This is a genomic window from Streptomyces sp. NPDC034049 (genome assembly GCF_055575575.1).
The window spans coordinates 200,878-226,272 of record NZ_JBVISJ010000012.1 but is presented as its reverse complement, the minus strand read 5'-3'; the positions used below and the strand labels follow the sequence as shown (position 1 = coordinate 226,272).

Annotated in this window: 26 protein-coding genes; 8 read left to right on the top strand and 18 right to left on the bottom strand. The window is 70.7% G+C overall.

Features of this window, described 5'->3' with window-relative positions:
- Nucleotides 1–27 precede the first annotated feature (27 nt).
- The 6 genes from folE to dacB all read right to left on the bottom strand — a co-directional run bounded on the left by folE (nucleotide 28) and on the right by dacB (nucleotide 7,960).
- On the bottom strand, nucleotides 28–633 hold the full coding sequence (gene folE, locus ACZ52C_RS30535; RefSeq protein ID WP_033524700.1) for a GTP cyclohydrolase I FolE: 606 nt from the start codon (nucleotides 631–633) through the stop codon (nucleotides 28–30).
- A gap of 201 nt (nucleotides 634–834) precedes the next feature.
- Entirely contained in the window at nucleotides 835–2,850 is a 2,016-nt protein-coding gene (gene ftsH / locus ACZ52C_RS30530) for an ATP-dependent zinc metalloprotease FtsH (RefSeq protein WP_469077765.1), read from the bottom strand.
- A gap of 179 nt (nucleotides 2,851–3,029) precedes the next feature.
- Nucleotides 3,030–3,590, bottom strand: a complete 561-nt coding sequence (gene hpt / locus ACZ52C_RS30525; protein ID WP_469077764.1) for a hypoxanthine phosphoribosyltransferase — start codon at nucleotides 3,588–3,590, stop codon at nucleotides 3,030–3,032.
- A 90-nt stretch (nucleotides 3,591–3,680) separates the two neighbouring features.
- On the bottom strand, nucleotides 3,681–4,847 hold the full coding sequence (tilS, locus tag ACZ52C_RS30520; protein ID WP_469077763.1) for a tRNA lysidine(34) synthetase TilS: 1,167 nt from the start codon (nucleotides 4,845–4,847) through the stop codon (nucleotides 3,681–3,683).
- Nucleotides 4,848–5,038: 191 nt separating this feature from the next.
- Complete coding sequence (locus tag ACZ52C_RS30515) at nucleotides 5,039–6,163, bottom strand: zinc-dependent metalloprotease (RefSeq protein ID WP_469077762.1); 1,125 nt, start codon at nucleotides 6,161–6,163, stop codon at nucleotides 5,039–5,041.
- A 144-nt stretch (nucleotides 6,164–6,307) separates the two neighbouring features.
- Nucleotides 6,308–7,960: a D-alanyl-D-alanine carboxypeptidase/D-alanyl-D-alanine endopeptidase gene (gene dacB / locus ACZ52C_RS30510; protein ID WP_469077761.1), complete on the bottom strand. Its 1,653-nt coding sequence runs from the start codon at nucleotides 7,958–7,960 to the stop codon at nucleotides 6,308–6,310.
- A 79-nt stretch (nucleotides 7,961–8,039) separates the two neighbouring features.
- On the opposite strand from dacB, the gene ACZ52C_RS30505 reads away from it, so the two are divergent.
- Nucleotides 8,040–8,531, top strand: coding sequence for an inorganic diphosphatase (locus ACZ52C_RS30505; RefSeq protein ID WP_048819635.1), 492 nt, complete (start codon nucleotides 8,040–8,042; stop codon nucleotides 8,529–8,531).
- A 155-nt stretch (nucleotides 8,532–8,686) separates the two neighbouring features.
- Complete coding sequence (locus tag ACZ52C_RS30500; protein ID WP_469077760.1) at nucleotides 8,687–10,408, top strand: threonine/serine exporter family protein; 1,722 nt, start codon at nucleotides 8,687–8,689, stop codon at nucleotides 10,406–10,408.
- A gap of 108 nt (nucleotides 10,409–10,516) precedes the next feature.
- Here ACZ52C_RS30500 and ACZ52C_RS30495 read toward each other — a convergent pair whose 3' ends face one another.
- The 3 genes from ACZ52C_RS30495 to ACZ52C_RS30485 all read right to left on the bottom strand — a co-directional run bounded on the left by ACZ52C_RS30495 (nucleotide 10,517) and on the right by ACZ52C_RS30485 (nucleotide 13,432).
- Nucleotides 10,517–11,485: a DedA family protein gene (locus ACZ52C_RS30495; protein ID WP_469077759.1), complete on the bottom strand. Its 969-nt coding sequence runs from the start codon at nucleotides 11,483–11,485 to the stop codon at nucleotides 10,517–10,519.
- Between the two features lie 204 nt (nucleotides 11,486–11,689).
- Nucleotides 11,690–12,451: a MerR family transcriptional regulator gene (locus ACZ52C_RS30490; RefSeq protein ID WP_469077758.1), complete on the bottom strand. Its 762-nt coding sequence runs from the start codon at nucleotides 12,449–12,451 to the stop codon at nucleotides 11,690–11,692.
- A gap of 168 nt (nucleotides 12,452–12,619) precedes the next feature.
- Complete coding sequence (locus ACZ52C_RS30485; protein ID WP_469077757.1) at nucleotides 12,620–13,432, bottom strand: hypothetical protein; 813 nt, start codon at nucleotides 13,430–13,432, stop codon at nucleotides 12,620–12,622.
- A 177-nt stretch (nucleotides 13,433–13,609) separates the two neighbouring features.
- Here ACZ52C_RS30485 and ACZ52C_RS30480 point away from each other — a divergent pair, with 177 nt between their 5' ends.
- The gene (locus ACZ52C_RS30480) at nucleotides 13,610–15,049 is read left to right on the top strand and encodes a glutamate decarboxylase (RefSeq protein WP_469077756.1); all 1,440 of its coding nucleotides are present in this window, start codon (nucleotides 13,610–13,612) and stop codon (nucleotides 15,047–15,049) included.
- A 28-nt stretch (nucleotides 15,050–15,077) separates the two neighbouring features.
- On the opposite strand, the gene ACZ52C_RS30475 is transcribed toward ACZ52C_RS30480, so the two are convergent.
- The 3 genes from ACZ52C_RS30475 to ACZ52C_RS30465 form a co-directional block, all read right to left on the bottom strand.
- Complete coding sequence (locus ACZ52C_RS30475; protein WP_469077755.1) at nucleotides 15,078–15,719, bottom strand: PadR family transcriptional regulator; 642 nt, start codon at nucleotides 15,717–15,719, stop codon at nucleotides 15,078–15,080.
- Between the two features lie 153 nt (nucleotides 15,720–15,872).
- A complete protein-coding gene (locus ACZ52C_RS30470) occupies nucleotides 15,873–17,333 on the bottom strand; it encodes an aldehyde dehydrogenase family protein (protein ID WP_469077754.1) in 1,461 nt (486 codons plus the stop codon).
- Nucleotides 17,334–17,444: 111 nt separating this feature from the next.
- Nucleotides 17,445–18,269, bottom strand: coding sequence for a helix-turn-helix domain-containing protein (locus ACZ52C_RS30465; protein WP_469077753.1), 825 nt, complete (start codon nucleotides 18,267–18,269; stop codon nucleotides 17,445–17,447).
- Between the two features lie 425 nt (nucleotides 18,270–18,694).
- On the opposite strand from ACZ52C_RS30465, the gene ACZ52C_RS30460 reads away from it, so the two are divergent.
- The gene (locus ACZ52C_RS30460; RefSeq protein WP_469077752.1) at nucleotides 18,695–19,213 is read left to right on the top strand and encodes an ATP-binding protein; all 519 of its coding nucleotides are present in this window, start codon (nucleotides 18,695–18,697) and stop codon (nucleotides 19,211–19,213) included.
- Between the two features lie 75 nt (nucleotides 19,214–19,288).
- Here the strand turns inward: ACZ52C_RS30460 and ACZ52C_RS30455 are convergent, their stop codons facing one another.
- The 5 genes from ACZ52C_RS30455 to rpmG form a co-directional block, all read right to left on the bottom strand.
- On the bottom strand, nucleotides 19,289–19,555 hold the full coding sequence (locus tag ACZ52C_RS30455) for a DUF397 domain-containing protein (protein ID WP_033524685.1): 267 nt from the start codon (nucleotides 19,553–19,555) through the stop codon (nucleotides 19,289–19,291).
- A 384-nt stretch (nucleotides 19,556–19,939) separates the two neighbouring features.
- Complete coding sequence (gene rpsR, locus ACZ52C_RS30450; RefSeq protein ID WP_045562603.1) at nucleotides 19,940–20,173, bottom strand: 30S ribosomal protein S18; 234 nt, start codon at nucleotides 20,171–20,173, stop codon at nucleotides 19,940–19,942.
- Nucleotides 20,174–20,179: 6 nt separating this feature from the next.
- On the bottom strand, nucleotides 20,180–21,418 hold the full coding sequence (locus ACZ52C_RS30445) for a CobW family GTP-binding protein (protein ID WP_469077751.1): 1,239 nt from the start codon (nucleotides 21,416–21,418) through the stop codon (nucleotides 20,180–20,182).
- Nucleotides 21,419–21,423: 5 nt separating this feature from the next.
- Nucleotides 21,424–21,681, bottom strand: a complete 258-nt coding sequence (locus ACZ52C_RS30440) for a type B 50S ribosomal protein L31 (protein WP_033524682.1) — start codon at nucleotides 21,679–21,681, stop codon at nucleotides 21,424–21,426.
- Between the two features lie 7 nt (nucleotides 21,682–21,688).
- The gene (gene rpmG, locus ACZ52C_RS30435; RefSeq protein WP_033524681.1) at nucleotides 21,689–21,853 is read right to left on the bottom strand and encodes a 50S ribosomal protein L33; all 165 of its coding nucleotides are present in this window, start codon (nucleotides 21,851–21,853) and stop codon (nucleotides 21,689–21,691) included.
- A gap of 61 nt (nucleotides 21,854–21,914) precedes the next feature.
- Here rpmG and rpmB point away from each other — a divergent pair, with 61 nt between their 5' ends.
- The 4 genes from rpmB (at nucleotide 21,915) to ACZ52C_RS30415 (ending at nucleotide 24,009) form a co-directional block, all read left to right on the top strand.
- The gene (rpmB, locus tag ACZ52C_RS30430; protein WP_037702498.1) at nucleotides 21,915–22,151 is read left to right on the top strand and encodes a 50S ribosomal protein L28; all 237 of its coding nucleotides are present in this window, start codon (nucleotides 21,915–21,917) and stop codon (nucleotides 22,149–22,151) included.
- Nucleotides 22,151–22,456, top strand: coding sequence for a 30S ribosomal protein S14 (gene rpsN, locus ACZ52C_RS30425; RefSeq protein ID WP_469077750.1), 306 nt, complete (start codon nucleotides 22,151–22,153; stop codon nucleotides 22,454–22,456). The genes rpmB and rpsN overlap by 1 nt, the downstream gene beginning before the upstream one ends.
- Before the next feature lie 319 nt (nucleotides 22,457–22,775).
- Complete coding sequence (locus tag ACZ52C_RS30420) at nucleotides 22,776–23,249, top strand: hypothetical protein (protein WP_469077749.1); 474 nt, start codon at nucleotides 22,776–22,778, stop codon at nucleotides 23,247–23,249.
- Nucleotides 23,250–23,439: 190 nt separating this feature from the next.
- Nucleotides 23,440–24,009 carry a DUF4232 domain-containing protein gene (locus ACZ52C_RS30415; protein WP_469077748.1) on the top strand — a complete coding sequence of 190 codons (570 nt, stop codon included), beginning with the start codon at nucleotides 23,440–23,442 and terminating at the stop codon, nucleotides 24,007–24,009.
- Between the two features lie 43 nt (nucleotides 24,010–24,052).
- Here the strand turns inward: ACZ52C_RS30415 and ACZ52C_RS30410 are convergent, their stop codons facing one another.
- On the bottom strand, nucleotides 24,053–25,255 hold the full coding sequence (locus ACZ52C_RS30410) for a DUF2786 domain-containing protein (RefSeq protein ID WP_469077747.1): 1,203 nt from the start codon (nucleotides 25,253–25,255) through the stop codon (nucleotides 24,053–24,055).
- Nucleotides 25,256–25,395 lie beyond the last annotated feature (140 nt).

Sequence of the window (25,395 nt, the reverse complement as noted above, 5' to 3'; positions counted from 1 at the left end):
GTCCTCCGCTCCCGGGACTGAGGGAGGTCAGTGGGCCATGATGAGGCTCATCGCCTCGTTGCGGGTCGCCGCGTCCCTGAGCTGGCCGCGCACCGCCGACGTTATGGTCTTCGCGCCCGGCTTGCGGATGCCCCGCATCGACATGCACATGTGCTCGCACTCCACGACCACGATCACCCCGCGCGGCTCCAGGATCTCCATCAGCGAGTCGGCGATCTGCGTCGTCATCCGCTCCTGCACCTGCGGGCGCCTCGCGTAGACGTCCACGAGCCGCGCCAGCTTCGACAGCCCGGTGATCTTGCCGCTGGTGGAGGGGATGTACCCGACGTGGGCGACACCCCGGAACGGGACCAGGTGATGCTCGCAGGTGCTGTACACCTCGATGTCCTTCACCAGCACCATCTCGTCGTGCCCGAGGTCGAACGTGGTGGTCAGCACATCCTCCGGCTGCTGCCACAGCCCCGCGAAGATCTCCTTGTACGCCCGCGCCACCCGCCCCGGCGTCTCCCGCAGCCCCTCCCGGTCGGGATCCTCGCCGACGGCGATCAGAAGTTCTCGTACGGCGTTCTCGGCACGCTTCTCGTCGAACTCGCCGATGGTGCCCTCGCCGTCCAGCGTCACGGGGTCGGTCATGTCGTGCCTCGCTCCTGAGCCTGTGACACGTACGGATGACGCGTCTCGTCCTCGGCCTTCTTGCGGCCCTCTTTCGGCCATACGAAAATGCCGCGCCCCCCAGGCTAGAACCAGGGGGACGCGGCAATCATTCCGGGCCTGACGAGGCGGACCGGCCGGGAGCCGACAGGCTCCCGGTGGCCGGTTCTCATCTGTTCGGCGTCAGCTCTCCGGGCTCTCCTCCGGGGTCGCCTCGGCGGGCGCCTTGGTGGTGATCGCCGGAGCCGCGCCGTTGGCGCCGTTCGTCAGTGCGAGCTCCTTCGGGGAGAGCACCGGCGGACGGGTGGACGGGGTGCGGCGGGAGGAGCCGGTCCAGGCGGGCCGGGGCGGGCGCTTGACGATGGGGGCGAAGATCTCGGCGATCTGCTCCTTGCCCAGCGTCTCCTTCTCCAGCAGCTGGAGCACCAGGTTGTCGAGGACGTCGCGGTTCTCGACCAGGATCTCCCAGGCCTCGTTGTGCGCGTTCTCGATGAGCTTCTTGACTTCCTCGTCCACCAGCGCGGCGACCTCTTCCGAGTAGTCGCGCTGGTGAGCCATCTCACGTCCGAGGAACGGCTCCGTGTTGTCGCCGCCGAACTTGATGGCGCCGAGCCGCTCGGTCATGCCGTACTGCGTGACCATCGCGCGGGCCAGGTTGGTGGCCTTCTCGATGTCGTTCGCGGCACCCGTGGTCGGGTCGTGGAAGACCAGTTCCTCGGCTGCCCGGCCACCCATCATGTACCCGAGCTGGTCGAGCATCTCGTTGCGGGTGGTCGAGTACTTGTCCTCGTCCGGCAGGACCATCGTGTAGCCGAGGGCCCGGCCTCTCGACAGGATCGTGATCTTGTGGACCGGGTCGGAGTTCGGTGAGGCCGCCGCGACCAGGGCGTGTCCGCCCTCGTGGTACGCGGTGATCTTCTTCTCCTTGTCCGACATGATCCGGGTCCGCTTCTGCGGGCCCGCGACCACACGGTCGATCGCCTCGTCCAGCATGTGGTTGTCGATCAGCTTCTTGTCGCTGCGGGCCGTGAGGAGCGCGGCCTCGTTCAGGACGTTGGAGAGATCGGCACCCGTCATACCGGGGGTGCGGCGGGCGACGGCGCCGAGATCGACGTCGGGCGCGACCGGCTTGCCCTTCTGGTGGACCTTGAGGATCTCCAGACGGCCCTGCATGTCCGGACGGTCGACCGCGATCTGGCGGTCGAAGCGGCCGGGGCGCAGCAGCGCCGGGTCGAGGATGTCCGGGCGGTTGGTGGCGGCGATCAGGATGACGCCGCCCTTCACGTCGAAGCCGTCCATCTCGACGAGCAGCTGGTTGAGCGTCTGCTCGCGCTCGTCGTGACCGCCGCCGAGGCCGGCGCCGCGGTGGCGGCCGACCGCGTCGATCTCGTCGACGAAGACGATCGCCGGGGCGTTCGCCTTGGCCTGCTCGAACAGGTCACGGACCCGGGAGGCACCGACACCGACGAACATCTCGACGAAGTCGGAACCGGAGATCGAGTAGAAGGGGACGCCCGCCTCGCCGGCGACGGCGCGCGCGAGGAGCGTCTTGCCCGTACCGGGCGGGCCGTACAGCAGCACGCCCTTGGGGATCTTGGCGCCGACGGCCTGGAACTTGGCCGGCTCCTGGAGGAACTCCTTGATCTCGTGGAGCTCCTCGACGGCCTCGTCCGCGCCGGCGACGTCGGAGAACGTCGTCTTCGGGGTGTCCTTGGTGATGAGCTTGGCCTTGGACTTCCCGAAGTTCATGACTCGGGAGCCGCCGCCCTGCATCTGGTTCATCAGGAACAGGAAGACGACCACGATCAGGACGAAGGGGAGCAGAGACAGCAGGATGCCGACGAAAGCGTTCTGCTTGGTCGGGGAGACCGTGTAGCCCTCGGGGATCTGCTTGTTCTGGAACTTGTCCTGCAAGGTGTTGGCGAGGGTGACGCCCTGGTCGCCGATGTAGCTCGCCTGGATCTTCGAGCTGCCCTCGATCTTCTGGCCGTCCTTGAGCTGAACCTTGATGGTCGACTCTTCGCCGGTGGTCAGCTTGGCTTCTTTGACCTTGTTGTCATTGATCGCCTGGACCACCTGGCCGGTGTCCACCGTCTTGTAGCCGCCGGACGAGCCGACGACCTGCATCAACACGACCACGGCAAGGACGGCCAGCACGATCCACATGACTGGCCCACGGAAGTATCGCTTCACGTCCATCCATACGGAGCGGTGCCGCCCCGTCCCTCCTGCCATAGTGAGTTTGATAAAAGACTGTTCTTCGGACGGTACCCCAGCTTTGTCACACGAAGCCGCAGCGGACCGCTGTCAATACCGTCCTCGCATGCTCCAACGGCGCGAAACCCGCTGGGGTTCCCGAGCGTCTTACGGGGGTTGGTTCAGCCGCCGTAGACGTGGGGCGCGAGCGTACCGACGAACGGGAGGTTGCGGTACTTCTCGGCGTAGTCGAGGCCGTAGCCCACGACGAACTCGTTGGGGATGTCGAAGCCGACCCACTCCACGTCGATGGAGACCTTCGCGGCGTCGGGCTTGCGCAGCAGCGTGCAGATCTTCAGGGACTCGGGCTCGCGGGAGCCGAGGTTGGAGATCAGCCAGGACAGCGTCAGCCCGGAGTCGATGATGTCCTCGACGATCAGGACGTGCTTGCCCTTGATGTCGGTGTCGAGGTCCTTGAGGATCCGCACCACGCCCGAGGACTGGGTGCCCGCGCCGTAGGAGGACACGGCCATCCAGTCCATGGTGACCGGGGTGGACAGCGCCCGGGCGAGGTCCGCCATGACCATCACCGCGCCCTTGAGGACACCGACGATCAGCAGGTCCTTGCCCGCGTACTCCGTGTCGATCTTCGCGGCCAGCTCAACCAGCTTCGCGTCGATCTCTTCCTTGGTGATGAGCACCTCTTTGAGGTCGGTGCCCATGTCTTTCGCGTCCACCCGCATCACTTTCGGTCGTCCCGGGCCGCTCCCGGACGCCCGCGTCCCTTGCGGGGGGTTCGGGGCCCGTCGCGCGGGCCCCGTCGGCGTCCGGTTTCAGCCTTGCCGAATCACCAGTCTGCCACCCTGCCGCCGGGCGACGACCCGGCCGGGGAGATTGATGGCCCCCTGACCGCGCCAGCCGGTGATCAGACGGTCGATCTCCTCGATGTGCCGGGCGAAGAGGGAACCCGCCGGGGCACCGGCCTCGATGGCGGCCCGGCGCAGGATCCGGCGGCGCACCGCGGGCGGCAGGGCGTAGAGCTTGGCGCACTCCAGCAGGCCCGCGGCGTCACGGACGGCGGGCTCGGCCTGGCGGGCCCAGCTGTCGAGGGCGTCGGCGTCGTCCCGGGAGAGCCGGGCCGTGCGGGCGAGGGCCTCGACGACGCCCTTGCCGAGCGCCTTCTCCAGGGCGGGCAGGCCCTCGTGGCGGAGCCGGGAGCGGGTGTAGGCGGGGTCGGTGTTGTGCGGGTCGTCCCAGACGGGCAGCGACTGGACCATGCAGGCCTTGCGGGCGGTCTGCCGGTCGAGCTGGAGGAAGGGGCGCCGGTAACGGCCGTCGGCCCCCGAGACCGCGGCCATGCCGGACAGGGAGCGGATGCCGGAGCCGCGGGCGAGCCCGAGGAGGACGGTCTCGGCCTGGTCGTCGCGGGTGTGGCCGAGGAGGACGGCGGTTGCGCCATGGCGCTCCACCGCGGCGTCCAGGGCGGCGTAGCGGGCGTCGCGGGCGGCGGCCTCGGGCCCGCCGTCGCGGCCGACGGTGACGGCGACGGACTCGACCGGGTCGAGGCCGAGTTCCCGCAGGCGCAGGGCGACTTCCTCGGCGCGCAGGTCGGAGCCGGGCTGTAGACCGTGGTCGACGGTGATGCCGCCGGCGCGGACGCCGAGCTTGGGGGCCTCGAAGGCGAGGGCGGAGGCGAGGGCCATGGAGTCGGCGCCACCGGAGCACGCCACGAGCACGAGCGGCTGCTCGTGCGCCTCGGAGCCCGCGCGTGCGGCACCCGGGCGCGCGGGACTGCCACGCCTGACCTCGACGGGCACGGCCCCGGGAGGTACGGCCGCGGGGGGCGTGGGCACCGGTGGTGCGCCGGGGTCCGAGGGCGCGCCCGGGAGCGCGTGGGCGGGCGCGTGGAGGGTGGTGTTCGTGTGGTGTTCGGTGAGGAGGTCGTGGAGTACGCGGCGGACCGCCAGGCGTATCGCCGCGACCGCGGGGTGGGGACCCATGTCCGGTTCCCTTCATGAAATTGTCGGGGGGTGAGCCCGAGTTCGGTCACTCAGAGTGTGTAGATGGTGACAGAACCGGGCCGTTCCCCGAGCATTGCACGCCTACCCCTCGCTCACGGTCCCTCGGACGGGTGATTGGAGGGGCGTTCGCCTGCCGTCGGCCGGATTCGTTCACCACGCTCACGCGCGGCTCACGACTCCGCCTTGCGATGCACCCGCGCGACCCAGTCCGCCGGTTTGGCGATCTCCGCCTTGGTCGGCAGGGTGTTCGGCGAGGTCCACACCCGGTTGAAACCGTCCATACCGACCTGTTCGACGACCGCCCGTACGAACCGCTCGCCGTCCCGGTACTGCCGGAGTTTGGCGTCGAGACCCAGCAGCTTGCGCAGGGCCTGGTCGAGGCGGGAGGCCCCCTTGGCGCGGCGCTGCTGGAACTTCTCGCGGATCTCGGCGACCGAGGGCACGACGGCCGGGCCGACGCCGTCCATCACGAAGTCGGCGTGGCCCTCCAGCAGGGACATGACGGCGGTGAGCCGGCCGAGGATCTCCCGCTGGGCGGGGGTCTGCACCAACTCCACGATCGAGTGACCGTCGTCGCCGACCTCGCCCTCGGGGCGGCCCCCCGCGAGTGACTGGGCGGCCTCCCTGACGCGCTCCAGGAAGGTCGAGGGGTCGACCTCGGTCTCCCCGAGGAACGACTGGATTTCACCCTCGAGGTGGTCCCGCAGCCAGGGGACGGCCGTGAACTGCGTGCGGTGGGTCTCCTCGTGCAGACAGACCCAGAGGCGGAAGTCGTGGGGCTGTACGTCGAGTTCGCGCTCCACGTGCACGATGTTCGGGGCGACGAGCAGGAGTCGGCCGCCGCCGTTCTCGCCGGCGGGCAGTTCGCGGCTCGCGGGGGCGAAGGTCTCGTACTGGCCGAGGACCCGGGAGGCCAGGAAGGACAGGAGCATGCCCAGCTCCACGCCGGTCACCTTGCCGCCGACCGCGCCGAGGACGGCTCCGCCGGGGGTGTTGCCGCGACGTTCCTGCATCTTGTCGAGGAGGGGCTTCAGCAGTTCCCGGAAGCCGGCGACGTTGGCCCGGACCCAGCCGGGCCGGTCGACGACGAGCACGGGGGTGTCGTCGCCCGTGTCGGGGAGCATCCGGGTGAAGGCCCGGACGTGTTCCTCCGAGGCCTTCGCGTGCCGGCGAAGCTCGGCGACGATGGCCCTGGCCTCGTCGCGGCTCACCTCGGGGCCCGGCCGTACGAGCCGGGTCGCGGTCGCCACCGCGAGATTCCAGTCGACCATCTCGGCACCACCGATACGAGTCATGTTGTCAACCGTACGTGAGCGCTGCCGCTTGGGGCAGGCCGTGGGGTGGGGGTGGGTGCGGTTGTGACCTGGGTGCCGGTGGGTGGGGGTTCTCGCGCGGTTCCCCGCGCCCCTGAAGGCATGGGCTGCGCCCTGCCTTCCCCCTCAGCGGCAGCCGCAGGTCGCCAGGGCCGAGGTCGCGTCGGTCAGGGCCTTCTTGGCCGGGTCGGTGTTCTCCAGGGGGGTCTCCGTGGCGAGGAAGGCGAAGGCGAGGAGGCGGCCGTCGGCGTCGACGACGGTGCCGGCGAGGGTGTTCACGTTGCTGAGGGTGCCGGTCTTGGCGCGGACGACGCCGGTGCCGCCGGCGTCGCTGGGGTAGCGGTTGCGCAGGGTGCCGGTGAAGCCGGCGACGGGGAGGCCGGTGAGGACGGGGCGGAGTCCGGGGTGGTCGGGGGCCGCGGACCTGGCGAGGAGGGCGGTCAGGAGGGCGGGGGTCAGGGCGTTGTCCCGGCTGAGGCCGCTGCCGTCCGCGAACTCGACGCCCTCCAGGGGCACTTCGAGATTCTTCAGTTCCTTCTTGATGGCCGCCGCGCCGCCTTCGAAGCTCGGCTGCTCGCCCGTCGCGAGCGCGACCTGGCGGGCGAGGGCCTCGGCGATGTCGTTGTCGCTGTTGGTGAGCATGCGCTCGACCAGGGTGGAGAGGGGCGGCGAGGAGACCGAGGCGAGTTCCTTCGCGTTCTTCGGGGCCTTGGCGGAGCCCCCGGTCCTCACCTTGACGCCCCGGTCCTCCAGGAGGTCCGCGAACTCGGCGGTCGCGTCCCCCGCCGGGTCCGGGTCGCGGGCCGCCTGGCCGCTGGAGGAGTCGTCGAGGCGGGCCTCGTCGACCATCAGCGGGACGACCAGGGCGAGGTTGGGGTTCGGGCCGATGGTGTGCTGCTCGGGGCCCTCGTAGAGGGAGGTGTCGTGAGCGAGGGTGATCTCGTTCAGGTGACGCCGGTCGAGGGCGGCGGCCGTCTCGTCGGCGAGGGTGCGCAGGCTCGCGTAGCCGTCCGTGTCCTCGTGGGCGGTGACGGTGGGGTCGCCGCCGCCGACGAGGACGACCTCGGCGGAGTCGGGGGCGAGCACCGTGCGGGTCTCGATGCGGTGGTCGGGGCCGACCGCCGAGAGGACGGCGGCGGCCGTGGCGATCTTGGTGGTGGAGGCGGGGGTCAGGGCGTCGTCCGCGTTCTGGGCGTACAGCTGCTCGCCGGTCTCGACGTCGACGACGGAGGCCGCGCGGCGGGGGCCCAGGACGGAGGATGTCAGCAGCGGGTCCAGGCGGGCCGCGAGAGCGGCGGAATCGGGCACGGAGCCGGTGCCCGAGACTCCGCCGAGGCCGGCCAGGACGGAGGGGGCGCTCGGCGCGGGCTTGGGCGCCCCCGCCGCGCTACCGGACGACGTACCGGAATCACGTCCGTGATCTGCGCCACCCTGGCCTTCGGGCGATGCCGCCCAGTCGCGCTCGGCCGTACGCTGACCGGAGGAGTCCCAGGGTCCGGCGGCGGCCACCGCCCCGGCCGAGAACACCAGCCCCAGGGTGGCCGCGCCGGCGGTGAACTGGAGGGTCGTGAGCTTCTTCGCTCTCCCTGTGAGCTGCGAAGAGCGTGCCGTGACGGCGCTCGTGACGCGTACGACGCCGGGTTTCACCACCTGTGCGACGCGCGCGGCACCGGGCTTCACGGCGCGTGTGACGCGCACGAACCCCGGTTTCACGCCGTGCACCACCCGCACCACGCGCGGTCTCGCGGCCCGCCAGACCTTCGGCTCCCGCACGACCACCAGCCCCTTTCGCGATCACACACCTGCGTGAGGGACACTTAACCACCAGAACTATGTGTTGATCATGGAGGAGCCACCGGTGGAGTTCGACGTCACGATCGAGATTCCGAAGGGTTCGCGGAACAAGTACGAGGTGGACCACGAGACCGGTCGGATCCGCCTGGACCGTCGACTCTTCACCTCGACCGCCTACCCGACCGACTACGGCTTCGTCGAGAACACCCTCGGCGAGGACGGCGACCCGCTGGACGCGCTGGTCATTCTTGACGAGCCGACCTTCCCGGGCTGCCTCATCAAGTGCCGCGCGATCGGCATGTTCCGGATGACGGACGAGGCCGGCGGCGACGACAAGCTGCTGTGCGTCCCGGCGACCGACCCGCGTGTGGAGCACCTGCGTGACATCCACCACGTCTCGGAGTTCGACCGCCTGGAGATCCAGCACTTCTTCGAGGTCTACAAGGACCTGGAGCCCGGCAAGTCCGTCGAGGGCGCCGACTGGGTCGGCCGCGCCGAGGCCGAGGCCGAGGTCGAGAAGTCGTACAAGCGCTTCAAGGAGCAGGGCGGTCACTGACCCCGCCTGAGTTCTTCGGCTGCCTTGCCGATCGATTCCGCGAACGGGCCGCGTGTCCCCAGGAGGGGCGCGTGGCCCGTTCGCGTGTCCGTGTGTATCGGTGCGCATACTGAGGCGTACGTGAGGTGTCGTACAGGGAGCGCGGCGGAGTGGGAGTGACGAAGCCCGGGAACAGCGGGCCGCTGGAGGACCGCAAGCCGGTGTCGGACGAGTCGGGCAGTGCCTTCGCGCCGGTGGGATTCGCTCTGGGGATCGACGGTGACGCGTCGGTGACCTCGGAGTTCGCGATCCCGGCGGGGCTGGACGTACCGGCCGCGGGGGCGGAGGCCGAGGCGCAGACGACCTCCGAGTTCGCCCTGCCGGACGGGCTGGCGCCGCCGGAGGGGGTCCCGGACGAGCACGAGGGGTCGGCGTTCAGCGTGCCGCGGACCTACAGCGCTCGGCACGCGCCGGTCGCGTTCACGCCGGCCGGTGGGATCCCGGCCGTCAGTCTGACCAAGGACGTGCCCTGGCAGGACCGGATGCGCACGATGCTGCGGATGCCGGTGGCGGAGCGGCCCGCGCCGGAGCCGCCGGCGCGTGTGGAGGGCGACACGGGTCCCGCCGTCCCGCGTGTGCTCGACCTCACCCTGAGGATCGGTGAACTGCTGCTGGCGGGCGGCGAGGGCGCGGAGGACGTGGAGGCGGCGATGTTCGCCGTGTGCCGGTCCTACGGCCTCGACCGCTGCGAGCCGACGGTGACCTTCACCCAGTTGTCGGTCACCCACCAGCCGTCGCTGGTGGACGACCCGGTCACGGCGTCCCGGATCGTCCGGCGCCGGGCCACCGACTACACCCGGCTCGCGGCGGTCTTCCGGCTGGTGGACGACCTCAGCGACCCGGAGAGCGCGATCTCGCTGGAGGAGGCGTACCGGCGGCTCGCGGAGATACGGCGCAACCGGCACCCCTATCCCGGCTGGACGCTGACGCTGGCCAGCGGGCTGCTGGCGGGGGCCGCGTCCGTGCTGGTCGGCGGTGGCGTGGTCGTGTTCGTCGCGGCGGCGCTCGGCGCGATGCTCGGTGACCGGCTGGCGTGGCTGTGCTCGGGGCGGGGGCTGCCGGAGTTCTACCAGTTCCTGGTGGCGGCGATGCCCCCGGCGGCGATCGGGGTGACGCTGACCGTGGCGCACGTGGACGTGGAGGCGTCCGCCGTCATCACCGGTGGACTGTTCGCACTGCTGCCCGGGCGGGCGCTGGTGGCGGGTGTGCAGGACGGCCTGACCGGCTTCTACATCACCGCCTCCGCGCGGCTCCTGGAGGTCATGTACCTCTTCGTGGGCATCGTGGTGGGGGTGCTGCTCGTCCTGTACTTCGGTGTGAAGCTGGGCGCCGAGCTGCATCCGGACGCGGCGCTCGGCAGCGCGGACCGGCCGCTGTTGCAGCTCGGGGCGTCGATGCTGCTGTCGTTGACGTTCGCGCTGCTGCTCCAGCAGGAACGATCCACCGTGCTGGCGGTGACCCTCAACGGCGGTGTGGCCTGGGCGGTGTACGGGGCGATGCACGACGCGGGCGGGATCTCGCCGGTGGCGTCCACGGCGGTGGCGGCCGGGCTGGTGGGCCTGTTCGGGCAGTTGCTGTCGCGATACCGGTTCGCCTCCGCGCTGCCCTACACGACCGCGGCGATCGGGCCGCTGCTGCCGGGATCGGCGACCTACTTCGGATTGTTGGGGCTCGCGCAGAACGACGTGGATGCGGGGCTGGTGTCGCTGACGAAGGCGGCGGCGCTGGCGATGGCCATCGCGATCGGGGTGAACCTGGGGTCCGAGCTGTTCCGGCTGTTCCTGCCGGGGGCCGCGCGGGCGGGGCGCAAGGCCGCGAAGCGGACGCGAGGGTTCTAGGGGGTGCCTGATAGCTCGGGGCTGCTGAGTGTTGGCGGCTGCGGGTCGGTTGTGGCTGATCGCGCGGTTCCCCGCGCCCCTTGAGAGCGGGGCGCGGGACCGTGGTGGTCAGTACCGCGGGTGGTCCTGGCCCTGGTATCCCTGCTGGTTCTGGTTCTGGGGGTACTGGCCGCCCTGGGGGTACTGCTGGGCGTAGGGCTGCTGCGGGGGCTGCTGGTGGCCGTAGCCCTCCTGGTAGCCCTGCTGCTGGTAGCCCTGCTGCTGATAACCCTGGTTGTCGTAGCCCTGGTTGTCGTAACCCTGCTGACCATAGCCCTGGTTGCCGTAGCCCTGGTTCTGGTCGTACGACTGCTGCTGGGGCTGGTCGGTCGGCGGGATGCGGCGGAGCTGGGTCGTGGCGTCGTCCATGACCGGGGTGGCGGCGGGGTGCTGCTGCTCGGGCTGCTGGGGCTGGTTCTTCTTCGCCTTCCGCGCCTTGAGGAGCTCGAAGATGATCGGGAGCACCGAGATGAGGACGATGAGGATGAGCATCGCCTCGATGTTCTTGTGCACGAACTCGATCTGGCCGAGCCAGGAGCCGAGGAGGGTGACGCCCGCTCCCCAGAGGACGGCGCCGACGACGTTGAAGACGAGGAACGTGCGGTACCGCATGCCGCTGACGCCCGCGATGATCGGCGTGAACGTGCGCACGATGGGCACGAAGCGGGCCAGGATCAGGGACTTCGGGCCGTGCTTCTCGAAGAACTCGTGGGCCTTGGTGACGTTCTCCTGCTTGAAGAAGCGGGAGTCGGGGCGGCTGAAGAGCGCGGGGCCGACCTTCTTGCCGAACATGTACCCCACCTGGTCGCCCAGGATGGCCGCGACGCAGATCAGCACGATCGCCAGCCACAGCGGGAAGTCCAGCGTGTTCGAGGTGATCAGCATGCCGGCCGTGAACAGCAGCGAGTCACCGGGCAGGAAGAACCCGAAGAACAGGCCGGACTCGGCGAACACGATCAGGAGCAGGCCCCAGATGCCGAACGAGTTGAGCAGGTAGTCCGGATCCAGCCAGCTCGGTCCGAGGGCGATCGTCTGCACGGTTCCGGGCTCCTGGGGGGTGAGGAAGAGTGAACGCCCGCGGGTGGGAACCCACGAGGGCGGGTCGCACAGGGGTGGGACCCATAGGGGTGACCAAAGCTATCAACGCACGGTCACCCCCCTAGGTTCCACCGGTTCCTCCAGAGTGCCCTGTGGCCGCACGGAGACCAAGCTGTGTGGTCAGGGGTGCGGTCGGAAGGGGGATCAGGGGCGCCGCCGGGCCGCGTTGGCGTTGATCGCGTCCCGCAGGTGCTCGGCGAGGCCGGGGCGGGTGGAGTCGTAGAAGGCCTTGAAGCGCTCGTCGGAGACGTACATCTCGCCGAGACACTGGTGCATCTCGTAGGGGCAGTCGTAGAACCAGGTGCCGATGTGCTGCCGGTGTTCCTCGGCCATGCTCATGGCCGCCTCGCCGGTCGGCTCCTCACCGGCGGCCATCAGGGCGTCGTAGCGCGCGCCCCAGTCGGCCACCTCGTCCTGCATGCGCTTCCAGTCCTCCTTGGTGTACGTGGCTGTGCGGCGCTGCGACTCGGCGTACGCCTCCGTGCCGCCCCAGCGCTGTTCCGCCTCCTCGGCGTACTGCTCGGGGTCCTTGTCGCCGAAGACCTCGAACCGCTCCTCGGGGGTGAGGGTGATGCCCATCTTGCGTGCCTCCATCGCGTGCTCCACGGCCGCGGCCATCTTGCGCAGTCTCTCGATCCGGGCGGTCAGCAGGTCGTGCTGGCGGCGCAGGTGCGCCTGCGGGTCCGCGTCCGGGTCGTCGAGCAGGGTCGCGACCTCGTCGAGGGGGAAGCCGAGCTCCCGGTAGAACAGGATCTGCTGGAGCCGGTCGAGGTCGCCGTCGCTGTAGCGGCGGTGACCCGCGTGGGTGCGCTCGCTCGCCACGAGGAGGCCGATCTCCTCGTAGTGGTGCAGCGTGCGCACCGTGACACCGGCGAAGCCCGCGACGTGTCCCACGGTGTGGCTCATGACTTCCGCTCCCTTCTCGGTACGTGCTCCAGGCTGGGTCCTCACGTGACGTGAGGTGCAAGTCCTTCGTGCCGGGCCGCGGGTGCCGGGCCGCGCGGCGGGTGCCGGGCCGTAGCGGACTGTGCACTTCCGCAAGGCGGGCGGCTGGTGAAACGCACTGGCGACGGGTCACACACGCCCCACTGTGCACAACGCGAAGCCCGGGCGCGCGGACCGTGCACCTGTGCAATGGCCCGCTCCCGGCGGTTTTCCTACGGTGGGTCCGCGGGCCCCGTGGGGCGGTACGGGCCCTGGGGCAGGGCCGACGATCCGGGTGCGCATGGCGCCGCTGAGCACGCGCCGTGCGCGCTGTGCGCTCCGGTGATGACGGCGTGGGCCAGGCCGGCGGGCGCGCTGTCGGGCGCCGCCGCGAGGTCGCCGCGCCGGGCCGAGCTGACGGGCCTCGGCGTCCAGGGCCACCGAGAGCCAGTCGGCCATGCGCCGTGTCGCCGTGGGGTCGGCGAGGCGGGCCGGAAGCCGGTTGAGGAGGCCGTCCAGGTGGGCGACCTGGCGCTCCGCGAACTGGGCCCGCCGCAGCCGCAGCTCCTCGTTGACGTGGTCCCAGGCGGTGGTCTCGGCGGAGGTCGCGAGCAGGGGCGGTTCCAGGCGGTTCGCGGCGGCGAGGGTGGCGTCTGGGAGGGTGCGCAGGTCGTGCCAGGGGGTGCCGATCACCAGGCCGGCCGCCTTGCGCCGGTCCAGGAGGGGGATCAGGTGGTCGAGCGCCCGGACGTGGGCCGGGGTCGGCCCGGGGGTGTCCAAGGTGACCAGGAACAGCGTCCCGTTCTCGAAGGGCTCGGGGGTGTCGCGGAGAGGGCGCCGAGCATGCGCGGCGCCCTCGCGCAGCGGCCGTACGACGACCTCGGCGCCCCGGGTCGCCCCGTGGCGGGAGGCCTGGCCGGGCTGGAGGAACCTCAGCCGCAGCTGCTCTCCCCGGTCACGCACGTGGGTCCGCGGAACGCTCAACTCCACCTGCTGTGTTCGCTCTTGTCCTCCGTCATGCGCATTCGGCGGCGTAGTGGACGGATCATATGACCGACGCTTCGTCCTCACAGGTCACCCGCACCCCGTCCGCACGCCCGCGAGGTGCGCGTCCCCGGCGGCGGACCTACCGTCGAAGACATGCCACTGCACCGATGGGACAGCGACGCCCCGCAGGACCCCGGGCGCAACCGGAACGACGGGCACCGGATCGCCGTGAACCCCTTCTACGGCCAGGCCAACCCGGTGGGCGGGATGGCCGAGGCCCCGCCCAAGCACCGGCTGCCCGAGGCGCCGCTGGCCCCCTCGACGGCGTACCAGCTCGTCCATGACGAACTCATGCTGGACGGCAACTCCCGGCTGAACCTCGCCACCTTCGTCACCACCTGGATGGAGCCCGAGGCGGGCGTGCTGATGGGTGAGTGCCGGGACAAGAACATGATCGACAAGGACGAGTACCCGCGCACGGCCGAGCTGGAACGGCGATGTGTGTCGATACTCGCCGATCTGTGGAACGCGCCGGATCCGGGCGCCGCCGTCGGCTGCTCGACCACCGGGTCCAGCGAGGCCTGCATGCTCGCCGGGATGGCCCTCAAGCGGCGGTGGGCGAACCGGAACGCGGACCGCTACCCGTCTGCGGGCGCCCGGCCCAACCTGGTCATGGGGGTCAACGTCCAGGTCTGCTGGGAGAAGTTCTGCAACTTCTGGGAGGTGGAGGCCCGGCTGGTGCCCATGGAGGGCGACCGGTACCACCTCGATCCGGCGGCGGCCGCGGCCCTCTGCGACGAGAACACGATCGGGGTGGTGGGCGTCCTCGGCTCCACCTTCGACGGGTCGTACGAGCCGATCGCCGAGCTGTGCGAGACACTCGACGACCTCCAGGAACGCACGGGGCTGGATGTGCCCGTGCATGTCGACGGAGCCTCCGGGGCGATGGTCGCGCCGTTCCTCGACGAGGATCTGGTCTGGGACTTCCGGCTGCCGCGGGTGTCGTCCATCAACACCTCCGGGCACAAGTACGGGCTGGTGTATCCGGGGGTGGGCTGGGCGCTGTGGCGGTCCGCCGCCGAGCTGCCGGAGGAGCTGGTGTTCCGGGTGAACTACCTGGGCGGGGACATGCCCACGTTCGCGCTGAACTTCTCCCGGCCGGGTGCGCAGGTCGTGGCGCAGTACTACACGTTCCTGCGGCTCGGGCGGGAGGGGTTCCGGGCCGTGCAGCGGTCGACGCGGGACGTGGCCATGTCACTCGCGGACGAGGTGGCGAAGCTCGGGGACTTCCGGCTGCTGACCCGGGGCGACGAGTTGCCGGTGTTCGCCTTCACCACGGAGGAGGGGGTCACCGCGTACGACGTCTTCGACGTGGCCCGGCGGATGCGGGAGAGGGGCTGGCTGGTGCCCGCGTACACCTTCCCGGAGAACCGGGAGGACCTGTCCGTGCTGCGGGTGGTGTGCCGCAACGGGTTCACGACCGACCTCGCGGGGATGTTCCTGGAGGATCTGGGGCGGCTGCTGCCCGAACTTCGGCGGCAGTCCGGGCCGGCGGTGCGGGACAAGGGGGCGGCCACCGGGTTCCACCACTAGGGCGGGGCTTCGGTGGGCGCACTTGGTGTCAGCGGTCGTCCTCCGGGTGCCGCTCCCCCGTCGCGTACGGGTTGTCCTGGCCCTCCGCGAGGACGCCGACGAACGGCTCGCCCTCCCCCGCGAAGGTGTACGCACCGGCGCGGATGCGTTCGACGAGGCCGCGGGTCCACTCGGCGCCGCCGTCGGCGGAGTGGAGCCAGAAGTTCATGATCTCGCCGATGTGCCCGAACTGCTCCGGGCCCTTCTCGGGCGTGTAGTACGCGGTGATGCCCTCGCGCCAGGCGGCGATGGCCTTCACCCGCTCCTCCAGGAGGCCGAGCACCTCCGCGCGACCGAGGTCGACCATGAAGCCGAGCCCGGCCGAGAGCATGTCCGGTTTCTGGTGGTAGGTGGCGAGGGACTCCCGCAGCAGCGCGAAGAACTCCTCGGTGCCGGCGTCCGTGATCGTGTACTCGGTGCGGGGCGGCCCGCCGACCGTGGAGGGGGCGATCTCGTGTTCGACCAGCAGTCCCTGCTTCGCCATCTGCTTCAGGGCGTGGTAGATCGAGCCGGGCTTGGCGTTGGACCACTCGTGCGCGCCCCAGAACTCCAGGTCGTTGCGCACCTGGTAGCCGTGGGCCCGCCCGTGCTGGCGTACGGCGCCGAGCACGAGAAGACGGATCGCTGACATGGGCCCAGCCTAGAACCAGGGGGCGCCGCCCCGGCTCACGCCCGGCGCCTCGGACCCCCGGCCCACCGGACGCCGCTCGCAGACATGCACCTCCGGTACGGACGGGTGCATGTCTGCCTGGGCGTGATCCTCGGCCCCCGGAAGCGGCCGTCCTCAGAAGGGGAAGAAGCTCCGCTTGTGCTGGACCGAGATCCACTTCTGGGTGGTGAACGCGTCCACCGTGGTCTCGCCGTTGAGGCGTCCGATGCCGGAGTGCTTCTCCCCGCCGAACGGGACGAGCGGCTCGTCGTGGACGGTGCCGTCGTTGACGTGGAACATGCCGGTGTCGATCTGCTTGGCGAACGCGACGCCCCGCTCGATGTCGCCGGTGTGGACGGCGCCGCTGAGGCCGTAGGGGGTGTCGTTGACGATGCGGACGGCCTCCTCCTCCCCGTCGAAGGGGATGAGGAAGACGACCGGACCGAAGACCTCCTGCTGGAGGAGGGCGGAGCCGGCGGGGACGTCGGTGAGGACGGACGGCTCGACCAGGTTGGCGGTCGTGGAGCCGTGGACGAGCGCGGTGGCGCCCTCGGCGAGGGCCTGTTCGACGACGGACTTCAGCGAGTCCGCCTGCGAGGAGTTGATCACCGGGCCGATGACCGTGCTCGGGTCGCTCGGGTCGCCGACCTTCAGGGACTTCACCTTGGCCACGAACTTCTCGGTGAACTCGGCCCGTACCGAGTTGTCGACCAGGACGCGGTTGGCGGCCATGCAGACCTGGCCCTGGTGGACGTAGCGCGAGAAGACGGCCGCGTCGACGGCGTAGTCGATGTCCGCGTCGTCCAGGACCACCAGGGCGCTGTTGCCGCCCAGTTCGAGGACGGTGCGCTTGAAGTTCTGGGCGGCGACGGTGGCGACGTGGCGGCCGACCTTGTCGGAACCGGTGAAGGAGATCAGCTTGGGGACGGGATGCTCGATGAAGGCGTCGCCTATCTCGGCGATGTCGGTGACGACGACGTTGAGCAGCCCGCCGGGCAGGCCGGCCTCCTCGAAGATCTTCGCGACCAGGGTGCCACCGGCGATGGGGGTGTTCTGGTGCGGCTTCAGCACCACGCCGTTGCCGAGGGCGAGGGCGGGGGCGACCGACTTCAGGGAGAGCAGGAAGGGGAAGTTGAAGGGGCTGATGACGCCCACGACGCCGACCGGTACGCGGTAGAGGCGGTTCTCCTTGCCGTCGATCGGCGACGGGAGGATCCGGCCCTCGGGGCGCAGCGCGAGCTGAATCGATTCGCGCAGGAACTCCTTGGCGAGGTGCAGTTCGAACCCGGCCTTGAGATGCGTACCGCCGAGCTCGGCGATGATCACCTCGGTGATCTCCGGCTCGCGCTCCTCGATGACCTTCAGGGCCTTCTCGAAGACCGCGCGACGCGCATAGGCGTTGACCTGGGCCCATTCCTTCTGGGCGGTCTGGGCGGCCCGGTAGGCCTCGTCCACCTCGTCGACCGTGGCGATGGTGATCGACGCGAGCTTCGCGTCGTCGTACGGGTTGAAGTCGATGATGTCCCAGGAGCCGGAGCCCGGGCGCCACTCGCCGCCGATGTACTGCTGGGCCAGGTCGGTGAAGTAGGACGACATGTGATCCTCAATCAGTCGGCATCGATCAAGATTGATCACTCGTCATCGTACTTGTGAGTAAAGGGAGTTGGAGAGCTACTCGGGAGACTCCGTGAAGACTCGCGGGGCGGCTCAGGAGAGCTGGAGCAGGCCCCGCAGCAGGTCCCTGCTCGCGGCCGGGGACGGGCTGTCGTCCTGGAGCCGCTTGATCGCCCGCTCATACTGGGCGATGTCCTCGGCCTTGTCCAGGTAGAGGGCGCTGGTGAGCTGTTCGAGATAGACGACGTCGGTGAGGTCGGACTCGGGGAAGCTCAGCACGGTGAAGGCGCCGCTCTCGCCGGAGTGGCCGCCGAAGCTGAACGGCATGACCTGGACGGTGACGTTCGGGCGCTCCGAGATCTCGATCAGATGCTGGAGCTGCCCCCGCATCACGTCCCGGTCGCCGTACGGCCGGCGCAGCGCGGCCTCGTCGAGGACGCAGTGGAACTCCGGGGCACTCTCGGCCACCAGGTACTTCTGGCGCTCCATGCGCAGGGCGACCCGCTTGTCGATCTCCGCCTCGCTCGCGCCCCGCATGCCCCGGGCGACGACCGCGTGGGCGTACGCCTCGGTCTGCAACAGGCCGTGCACGAACTGGACTTCGTAGCTGCGGATGAGGTGGGCCGCCGCTTCGAGGCCGACGTAGGTGGGGAACCAACTGGGCAGGACGTCCGAGTAACTGTGCCACCAGCCGGCGACGTTGGCTTCCTTCGCCAGGGAGAGCAGTGAGGTGCGCTCGGTCTCGTCGGTGACGCCGTAGAGGGTCAACAGGTCCTCCACGTCACGGGTCTTGAAGCTGACCCGGCCGAGTTCCATCCGGCTGATCTTCGACTCGGAGGAGCGGATCGAGTACCCGGCCTTCTCCCGGGTGATCCCCTGCGACTCGCGCAGCCGCCTGAGATGCGAGCCCAGCAGCATCCGCCTCACCACCGACCCGCTCGATTCACCGGCGCCCACGTTCGTCCAGCCTCCCCAACTTCTTCAAGGGCCGCAGTCTGCCACTAAACCACTCCGATCCGCACTCGCCCGGTTACAGAAATGGAAAGTCTTCAACTGCTGAGACGGATGGGACGAGGGAGGAGAGAAGGGAGTGTGGCCGAGACGCGACACGAAGAACACCCCCGCGGACACAGGAGATCGCCAGAAAGTCGCCAGGAAATCGTCAGCCGGAGCCCGTCGGGAGCGATCGAGGGGGCAGAAGAAATGTTCAGCAAGCGGTATGTGAAGGTCCAATTCGGGCGCGTGCACGTGCATCTGCCCTTGCATCTGCCGTACGCATCAGAAACCATGGTCCCGCGCCACCGCTGCATCGCAACGACCGCAGACACCCGGGAGTGCCTCGCATGGGGACGAATGGATCGACCATGCTCGAACCCTTACGGCAGGGACTTCCGCCACTTGATCCCGCGACCGTGTCCGACGCCGCGTCCTGCGCGCTGCCGCCCCGCTACGAAGCGGTGCGCGAGGCACGGCAGTTCACCCGGGGCACGCTCGACCAGTGGCGGCTCGGCGAGCGCTTCGACGATGTCTGCCTCGTGGTCTCGGAACTCGTCACCAACGCCCTGCGGCACGGTCTGCCCGTCGGCAACGGGGCATGTCTCGTCCAGGACCCGCCCGTGCGGCTGCACTTGATGCGCTGGACCGAGCGGCTGGTGTGCGCGGTGCGCGACCCCAGTCACGACAGCCCGGTCGCGGGCGACTCCGAGGACTTCTCGGCGGAGTCGGGGCGGGGGCTGTTCCTGGTCGACTCGTTCGCGGACAGCTGGGGCTGGCATCCGCTGGGCGGCGCGCTCAGCGGCAAGGTGGTGTGGGCGCTGTTCCGGGTGGAGCCGGCGCCGGGCCACCCGTCCGTCCGCAGGTGAACCGCGGCGCTTTTCGGCGCCGCGGTTCTACGCGTGTCACACCGTCGGGTCCCGCCGGTCGCCCGGCGGCGGGCCTCATCCGACCAGGTGGTCGAACTCCCCGTCCTTGATGCCCAGGAGCATCGCCTCGATCTCGGCGCGGGTGTAGACGAGCGCCGGGCCGTCGGGGAAGCGCGAGTTGCGAACCGCCACCTCACCGCCGGGCAGCCGGGCGAACTCCACGCAGTTGCCCTGCGAGTTGCTGTGCCGGCTCTTCTGCCAGGCCACCGCGTGGAGCTCGGTCAGCTCCGTCGCGGCCATGCCGTTGTACACGTCATCCACGCCGTACACGTCGTGGTCCACAGGTCGCTCCCCGGGGTGGTGCAGTAGTGCGCTGGATGCGCGTTGGCTCTGGTGGCCGGTGTTGCCGGTGGTGTCTGTGTTGCCAGTGATGCAGTGGTCAACTGCCCCGGATCATAGCTTTGTTCACGTGCCGATGCATGAGCGGATGCACGTGCACGCGGGGTGTTCCCACGGTTACGGCACCAGAGAGACGTAAGACGTGGCGATCCTGTTCCATCCGGGGCCCACATCTCTCCCTACGGGGTGGGGATCCGGGCGGTTCAGGGCGGAGCGAGCGACTTCCGCGGAATGGCGGAAAAAGGACGGCCCCGGGGAGGTCGTGGAGCCTCCCCGGGGCCGGGTGGGGGGTGGTTCGCGTCAGGCGTTGGCTTCTGACGGTTCGCTTCAGCGGGTGGCGTACGGCAGGAGGGCCATCTCGCGGGCGTTCTTGATGGCCCGCGCGAGCCGGCGCTGCTGCTGTGCGGTGACGCGGGTCACGCGACGGCTGCGGATCTTGCCCCGGTCGGAGATGAAGCGGCGCAGGAGGTCCGTGTCCTTGTAGTCGATGTACGTGATCTTCGCCTGGTCCAGCGGGTTGGGGCGGGACTTGGCGGGCTTGCGCTCCGGCTTGCGGGGCATGGCGGTTCAGACCTCCAGGAAGGTGTCGAAGGGGCGCGGCAGCCGTTCCCAGGCGTCGCGGCCCGCGGCGTACTCGGCGTCGGTGAGCAGGCAGGACTCCAGCAGCCGTTCGAGTCCGTCGCGGTCCAGGCCCGGGGAGGTGAAGACGAGGTGCTGGCAGCGGTCACCGTGCTCCGGGTGCCAGTCGAGGGCGGCGGCGGCCCGGCGGACCGGGGGCACCATGTCCCAGGCGGCGTCCGGGAGCGAGGCGAGCCAGGGGCCGACCGACTCCACGCAGAGGGCGCCGCCGGCCGCGTCCCAGTGGAGCAGGGTGTCGGGGCGCTCGGCCAGCCAGAACCTGCCGCGGCTGCGGGCCGCCGCGCAGCAGAGGTCCTCCAGTGCCTCGTACAGCCGCTCCGGGTGGAAGGGGCGGTGGCGGTGCCAGACGAGGGTGGTGACGCCGTGCTCGTCGGCGTCGGTGGGGAGGAGGGCGCTCGCGGGGTGCTGGGCGGCTGCGGCGGCGTCCACGTCGAAGCCGGCGAATGCCGCGGCGAGCAGGGAACCGGGGGGCGCCATGGGGGTGACGGTGCGTTGCGGAGTGCGGGTGCGTCGTGGCTGGTCGCGCAGTTCCCCGCGCCCCTCAAAAGCAGGGGGCGCCCCCTGGCTCTCGATGGGCGCCCTCTGCGCTGTCGGGTGCAGTTGGGCCAGGAGGGCCCTGTCCTCGTCGTCAGCGTCCGCCGAGTCGAGTACGGCCAGGATCGGGGCGTACTCCAGTTGGCGGGCGAAGGTGTCGGCGACCGTGCGCTGGTCGGTGGTGGCGGCGGCGAGGCCCCGGTCGGCGAGGTCGTCGCCGTTGCCGAGGTAGGGCAGCAGGAGGGCGGGGTCGACGGCCGTGATCACCGAGGTGAGGCGGAGGCCGCTGGCCGCGACCACCTCGGCCATGGCCTTCGGCTCGACCGAGTCCCACAGTTCGACGATCGCGAGGCGGGTGAGGCCCGCGTCGGCGAAGCGCTCCAGTTCGGGGACGAGGTCCTCGCGCAGCGCGCAGCAGGCGCAGTCGTTGACGAGCGGGGTCTCACCGGTGGAGATGAGGCCCGCCGCGTCCCGGACGGTCCGGACGACCTTGGCGTCCGGACCGTCGGTGGCGGTGGAGAGGTCGTGGTGCAGCGCGACGCTGCCCGGGACCCCGGCGAGCAGCGCCTCGACGGCGGCCCGCCGGGCGTCGGCGTGCAGACCGCCGACGATCGCGACAGACAGCTGGGTCACGTCGGTCAGCCTCGCTTCTTACCGGCGCCGTACCGCTTCTCGAACTTCTCCACGCGGCCAGCCGTGTCCAGCACACGCGCGGTGCCCGTGTAGAAGGGGTGGCTGACGTTCGAGATCTCGACGTCGACCACCGGGTAGGTGTTGCCGTCCTCCCACTCGATCGTCTTCTCGCTCGTCATCGTCGAGCGGGTGAGGAAGGTGTGGTTCGCGGCACGGTCCCGGAAGACGACGGGCCCGTACGACGGGTGGATGTCCTTCTTCATCGGCGCCTCAGCGCTCCTCTCGGAAGTCGACGTGACGGCCCGCCATCGGGTCGAACTTGCGCAGCGTCAGCCGGTCCGGGTCGTTCCGGCGGTTCTTGCGGGTGACGTAGGTGTAGCCGGTGCCGGCCGTGGACCGGAGTTTGATGACCGGGCGGAGTTCGTTGCGTGCCATGGTGCTACCTTACTGAAAATGAATTCCATTTACATCACCTGATCGAGAGAGGTGCATCACCTTGTCCGCCCACTGCATGCTGACCGGCGCCCAGCCCGGCTTCGGCAACCGCATCTCGCACTCCCACCGGCGTACGTCCCGCCGCTTCGACCCCAACATCCAGTCGAAGCGGTACTGGCTGCCCAGCGAGAACCGCCATGTGCGGCTCCGGCTGAGCACGAAGGGGATCAAGACCGTGGACGTCATCGGCGTCGAGGCCGCGGTCGCCCGGATCCGCGCCCGGGGGGTGCGGGTCTGATGGCGAAGAAGAGCAAGATCGCGAAGAACGACAGGCGCCGGGAGATCGTCGCGCGGTACGCCGAGCGGCGGGCCGAGCTGAAGGAGATCCTGCGGCGGCCGTCCTCGACGGAGGCGGAGCGTGCCGCCGCCGAGCGGGAGCTGCGCGCTCAGCCGCGCGACGCCAGCGCCACCCGCGTCCGCAACCGGGACCAGGTGGACGGGCGGCCCCGGGGGTACCTCCGGACGTTCGGGCTGTCCCGGGTGAGTCTGCGGGAGCAGGCGCACGCGGGGTATCTGCCGGGGGTGCGCAAGTCGTCCTGGTAGGGCGCGGATGCCGGGGGCGGGCGCGGGCGACGGGGGCGGGCGCCGGGCGCGGGTCTCGGTGCGGGCGCCGGGGTGTTCTGTCGTCCTCGGGATTCTCACAGTTCCCGGCCTGCTGTCGCCGAGGCGCTGCTGGTAGCTTGCCGCTGTCGCCGCGGCGACCGGATCCGGCCACACTCTCGGGAGAACTCCAGTGACTACGGCGACCAGGGCTAGCGGGACGACCACGGCGACGGGGGCGACGGCGACTGAGCCGGTGAGCGGGGCTGCTGGGGTTTGCCGGGGTTCCGGGGCCTTCTCCGGCCGTCGGGGGCCGCGTGTCGTGGCCGGGCTGGTCGGGCTCGCGGCCGCGCTCGTGCTGACGGCGTGCAGTGGCGGCGGTGACGGGGACTCCGCGGACAAGGAGTCCTCGGCCGCCCCCTCGGCGACGAAGGGGGCCGACAGCGGCGGCTCCGGGGACTCCTCCGGGGCCGAGACCGAGCTCCAGGGCAACTGGCTGGCCACGACCGGCGGCAAGCCGGTCGCCCTGTTCGTCAACGGCGACGAGGCCGCCCTGTTCGTCGGCACCTCGGTGTGCAGCGGCAAGGTCTCCGACGCGGCGAACATGCGGATGATCAGCCTCAAGTGCCAGGACGGCAGCGACGACCGCACCGAGGGCATGGTGGACGAGGTCGGCGCCAAGTCCCTCACGATCACCTGGGAGGGCGGCGTCGGCGAGGAGACGTTCCGGAAGGCGGAGGGGTCGATGCCGTCCGGGCTGCCGACGGATCTGCCCACGGCGAGCGCGGGGTCGTAGCCCTCTCTCTCCGGGCAGCGGAGGGCGGGGTCTTCCGGCCGTGGGCCGGTGGAATCGTGCCTCGCGCGGCGCTCGGGTCGGAGATCATGTGTCGGACGGGCCGCGGAACCTCCGGGTTTCGTGGCCCGTTCGCACGTTCACACCGCCACCGGCTGTGCTGTGACAGCCACGAACTCCACCGGGAACCCCCATGCGCACCGCTCCCACCGCCATCGCCGCCGCCCTTCTCGCGGCCCTCACGCTGACCGCCTGTAGCGGGAGTGACGGAGGTGATGGCGGTGACGGCGGGAACGACGGCAAGACCGGGGCCGCCACCACCGAGAGCGCGCGGAAGGGCGCGTGCACGGCCGCGCGGGTCGGCTTCGAGGTCGGTCCCAGCAGCGCGGCCCCGGCCGCCGGGGACGAGGGGGCCGTCCCGGTCACCGTCACCAACAAGGGCGATGCCGCCTGCACGCTGAAGGGGCTCGCCGGGGTCGACCTCGTCGCCGGCGACAGGTCCTGGGCGCTCCAGCCGCAGGAGGGCGCGTCCGAGGAGACCGAGGTGACGCTCCAGGGCGGTCAGTCGATGAGCTTCTCCGTCTCCTACGTGCGCGGGGTCGCCGGTGACGCGGAGAAGAGTGCCGCCGTGGACCAGCTGAAGCTGACCCTGCCCGGAGACAGCAAGGTCAGCAGCTTCAAGTGGCCGGACCCCGAGGTCGCGGTGAAGTCCGAGAGCGTGTTGGAGGCGACGGTGGGGCCGTTCCTGCCGGTGGGCGACTGAGCCGGTGGGCTGCCGAGCCGCCGGGGCCGGGGCGGTCTTCTCGTCATGAGGGGAGCCGGGGGCGTGCCCTGACCTGGGCGCGGTCCGCCGCTTCCGCGCCCTGCTGCCAGCCGGCGAGGTCGCTGACGCCCCGGACGCGGGTGGTGACCGTGTCCGGGAACATCCGGCTGAACTCGTCGTGGACGGCGACGTCACGGGCGGCGAGGACGGGCAGCAGGTCCTGTTCCGGGGCGCCCGCCCCGCCCGCGCCCCCGGCCTCCGCCGCGGCGGCCCGCGCCTCGGCGACCTGGGCCTCGGCGACCGCCGCCAGCCGGTCACCGATGCGATGGGCGTAGGCGGCCAGGAACGACTGCCGGAAGGTCTTGGTCCGCTTGCGGCCGCCCTTGCGCTGGGCCGCCTCCGCCTTGGTCATGGCGGTGGTGGCCTGCACGAGGAGCGAGGTGTGCAGCAGCTCGACCACCTCCAGGTCGGCCTCGAACCCGACCACCGTGGAGAACCCGAGGGCCTCGTTCCACACGGCCTCGCAGCGGTTGGCCCGGGCGACCGCGTCGAGGAGGACCGCCTTGGCCGTCTCGTACGGCGGGTCGACGCCTATCCGGCACGCGCCGGGCGCGTCCTTGCTGTGCGCGCGGGCCGCGAGCAGCGCCTCGTCGATGCTGTGCCGCGCCATCAGCTCCTGCGCCTTCGCGCTGAGCGCCTCCGCCTCCTCCGGGAATCCGGTCGCCTCCGCCTTGGCGAGGAGCGCGCGGATCCGGCTGAGCATGCGGGACTCGGGGTGGGGCGAGTTCTTGGCGGCGCCGGCCTCCCGATGGCGGTCCAGGGGGTCGAGGGTGGGCAGGCGCAGGAGGAGGCGGTACAGCTCCAGGGACACGGTGGCGTGCGAGAAGCGGTCCGCGCGGGTGGGGTGGGCGGCGAGTTCGCCGATCTCGTCGAGCTGGGCGGACCAGCGGGGACCGGGCGGCTGGGGGCGGGCGCCCGCGCGCGCCTCCTCGTGCTCCGCGACGACGAGCCGTGCGAGGAGCCGTACGTGCTCGTCCGCCAGCTCGCGTCGCGCGTACCGGACGACATCGGCGGGCTGCCAGCCACGCCGCCAGGCCCCGGCGACGAACTCCCTTCCGCGCCGGGCGAGTTCGGCGTCGGCCGCCTGGTCGGCGGCGAGCAGGGAGGCGCCGGTGTCGAGGGCGGCGTCGGTGTCGGCGTAGAGCGCCGCCTCGAAGGCGCGGTCCACCGTGCTGGTCGTACTCACGTGTTCGATCGTGTCATGGGTGTCGGGGTGGGGGTTCCGGTCCGGGGCGGGGAGCGGGCTCGGGAGGTAGGGCTGGCCCTACCCCCAGGACGCCCCTCAGGGGTCGTGTGCGGGCCGGGCGGGGACGGTTCGCTTGGGGC

Excerpts from the sequence above, each read along its gene's own strand:
- rpsR (WP_045562603.1), bottom strand. The coding sequence starts at position 20,173 with ATGCCCCGCAAGCCGGAGCGCAAGCCCGCCAAGTCCCGCCCCAACCCG.
- ACZ52C_RS30460 (WP_469077752.1), top strand. The coding sequence starts at position 18,695 with ATGGGGACGAATGGATCGACCATGCTCGAACCCTTACGGCAGGGACTT.
- ACZ52C_RS30480 (WP_469077756.1), top strand. The coding sequence starts at position 13,610 with ATGCCACTGCACCGATGGGACAGCGACGCCCCGCAGGACCCCGGGCGC.
- hpt (WP_469077764.1), bottom strand. The coding sequence starts at position 3,590 with ATGCGGGTGGACGCGAAAGACATGGGCACCGACCTCAAAGAGGTGCTC.
- folE (WP_033524700.1), bottom strand. The coding sequence starts at position 633 with ATGACCGACCCCGTGACGCTGGACGGCGAGGGCACCATCGGCGAGTTC.
- ACZ52C_RS30515 (WP_469077762.1), bottom strand. The coding sequence starts at position 6,163 with ATGACTCGTATCGGTGGTGCCGAGATGGTCGACTGGAATCTCGCGGTG.
- ftsH (WP_469077765.1), bottom strand. The coding sequence starts at position 2,850 with ATGGACGTGAAGCGATACTTCCGTGGGCCAGTCATGTGGATCGTGCTG.
- rpsN (WP_469077750.1), top strand. The coding sequence starts at position 22,151 with ATGGCGAAGAAGAGCAAGATCGCGAAGAACGACAGGCGCCGGGAGATC.
- tilS (WP_469077763.1), bottom strand. The coding sequence starts at position 4,847 with ATGGGTCCCCACCCCGCGGTCGCGGCGATACGCCTGGCGGTCCGCCGC.
- ACZ52C_RS30470 (WP_469077754.1), bottom strand. The coding sequence starts at position 17,333 with ATGTCGTCCTACTTCACCGACCTGGCCCAGCAGTACATCGGCGGCGAG.
- ACZ52C_RS30440 (WP_033524682.1), bottom strand. The coding sequence starts at position 21,681 with ATGAAGAAGGACATCCACCCGTCGTACGGGCCCGTCGTCTTCCGGGAC.
- ACZ52C_RS30490 (WP_469077758.1), bottom strand. The coding sequence starts at position 12,451 with ATGAGCCACACCGTGGGACACGTCGCGGGCTTCGCCGGTGTCACGGTG.
- ACZ52C_RS30465 (WP_469077753.1), bottom strand. The coding sequence starts at position 18,269 with ATGCTGCTGGGCTCGCATCTCAGGCGGCTGCGCGAGTCGCAGGGGATC.
- ACZ52C_RS30415 (WP_469077748.1), top strand. The coding sequence starts at position 23,440 with ATGCGCACCGCTCCCACCGCCATCGCCGCCGCCCTTCTCGCGGCCCTC.
- ACZ52C_RS30475 (WP_469077755.1), bottom strand. The coding sequence starts at position 15,719 with ATGTCAGCGATCCGTCTTCTCGTGCTCGGCGCCGTACGCCAGCACGGG.
- rpmG (WP_033524681.1), bottom strand. The coding sequence starts at position 21,853 with ATGGCACGCAACGAACTCCGCCCGGTCATCAAACTCCGGTCCACGGCC.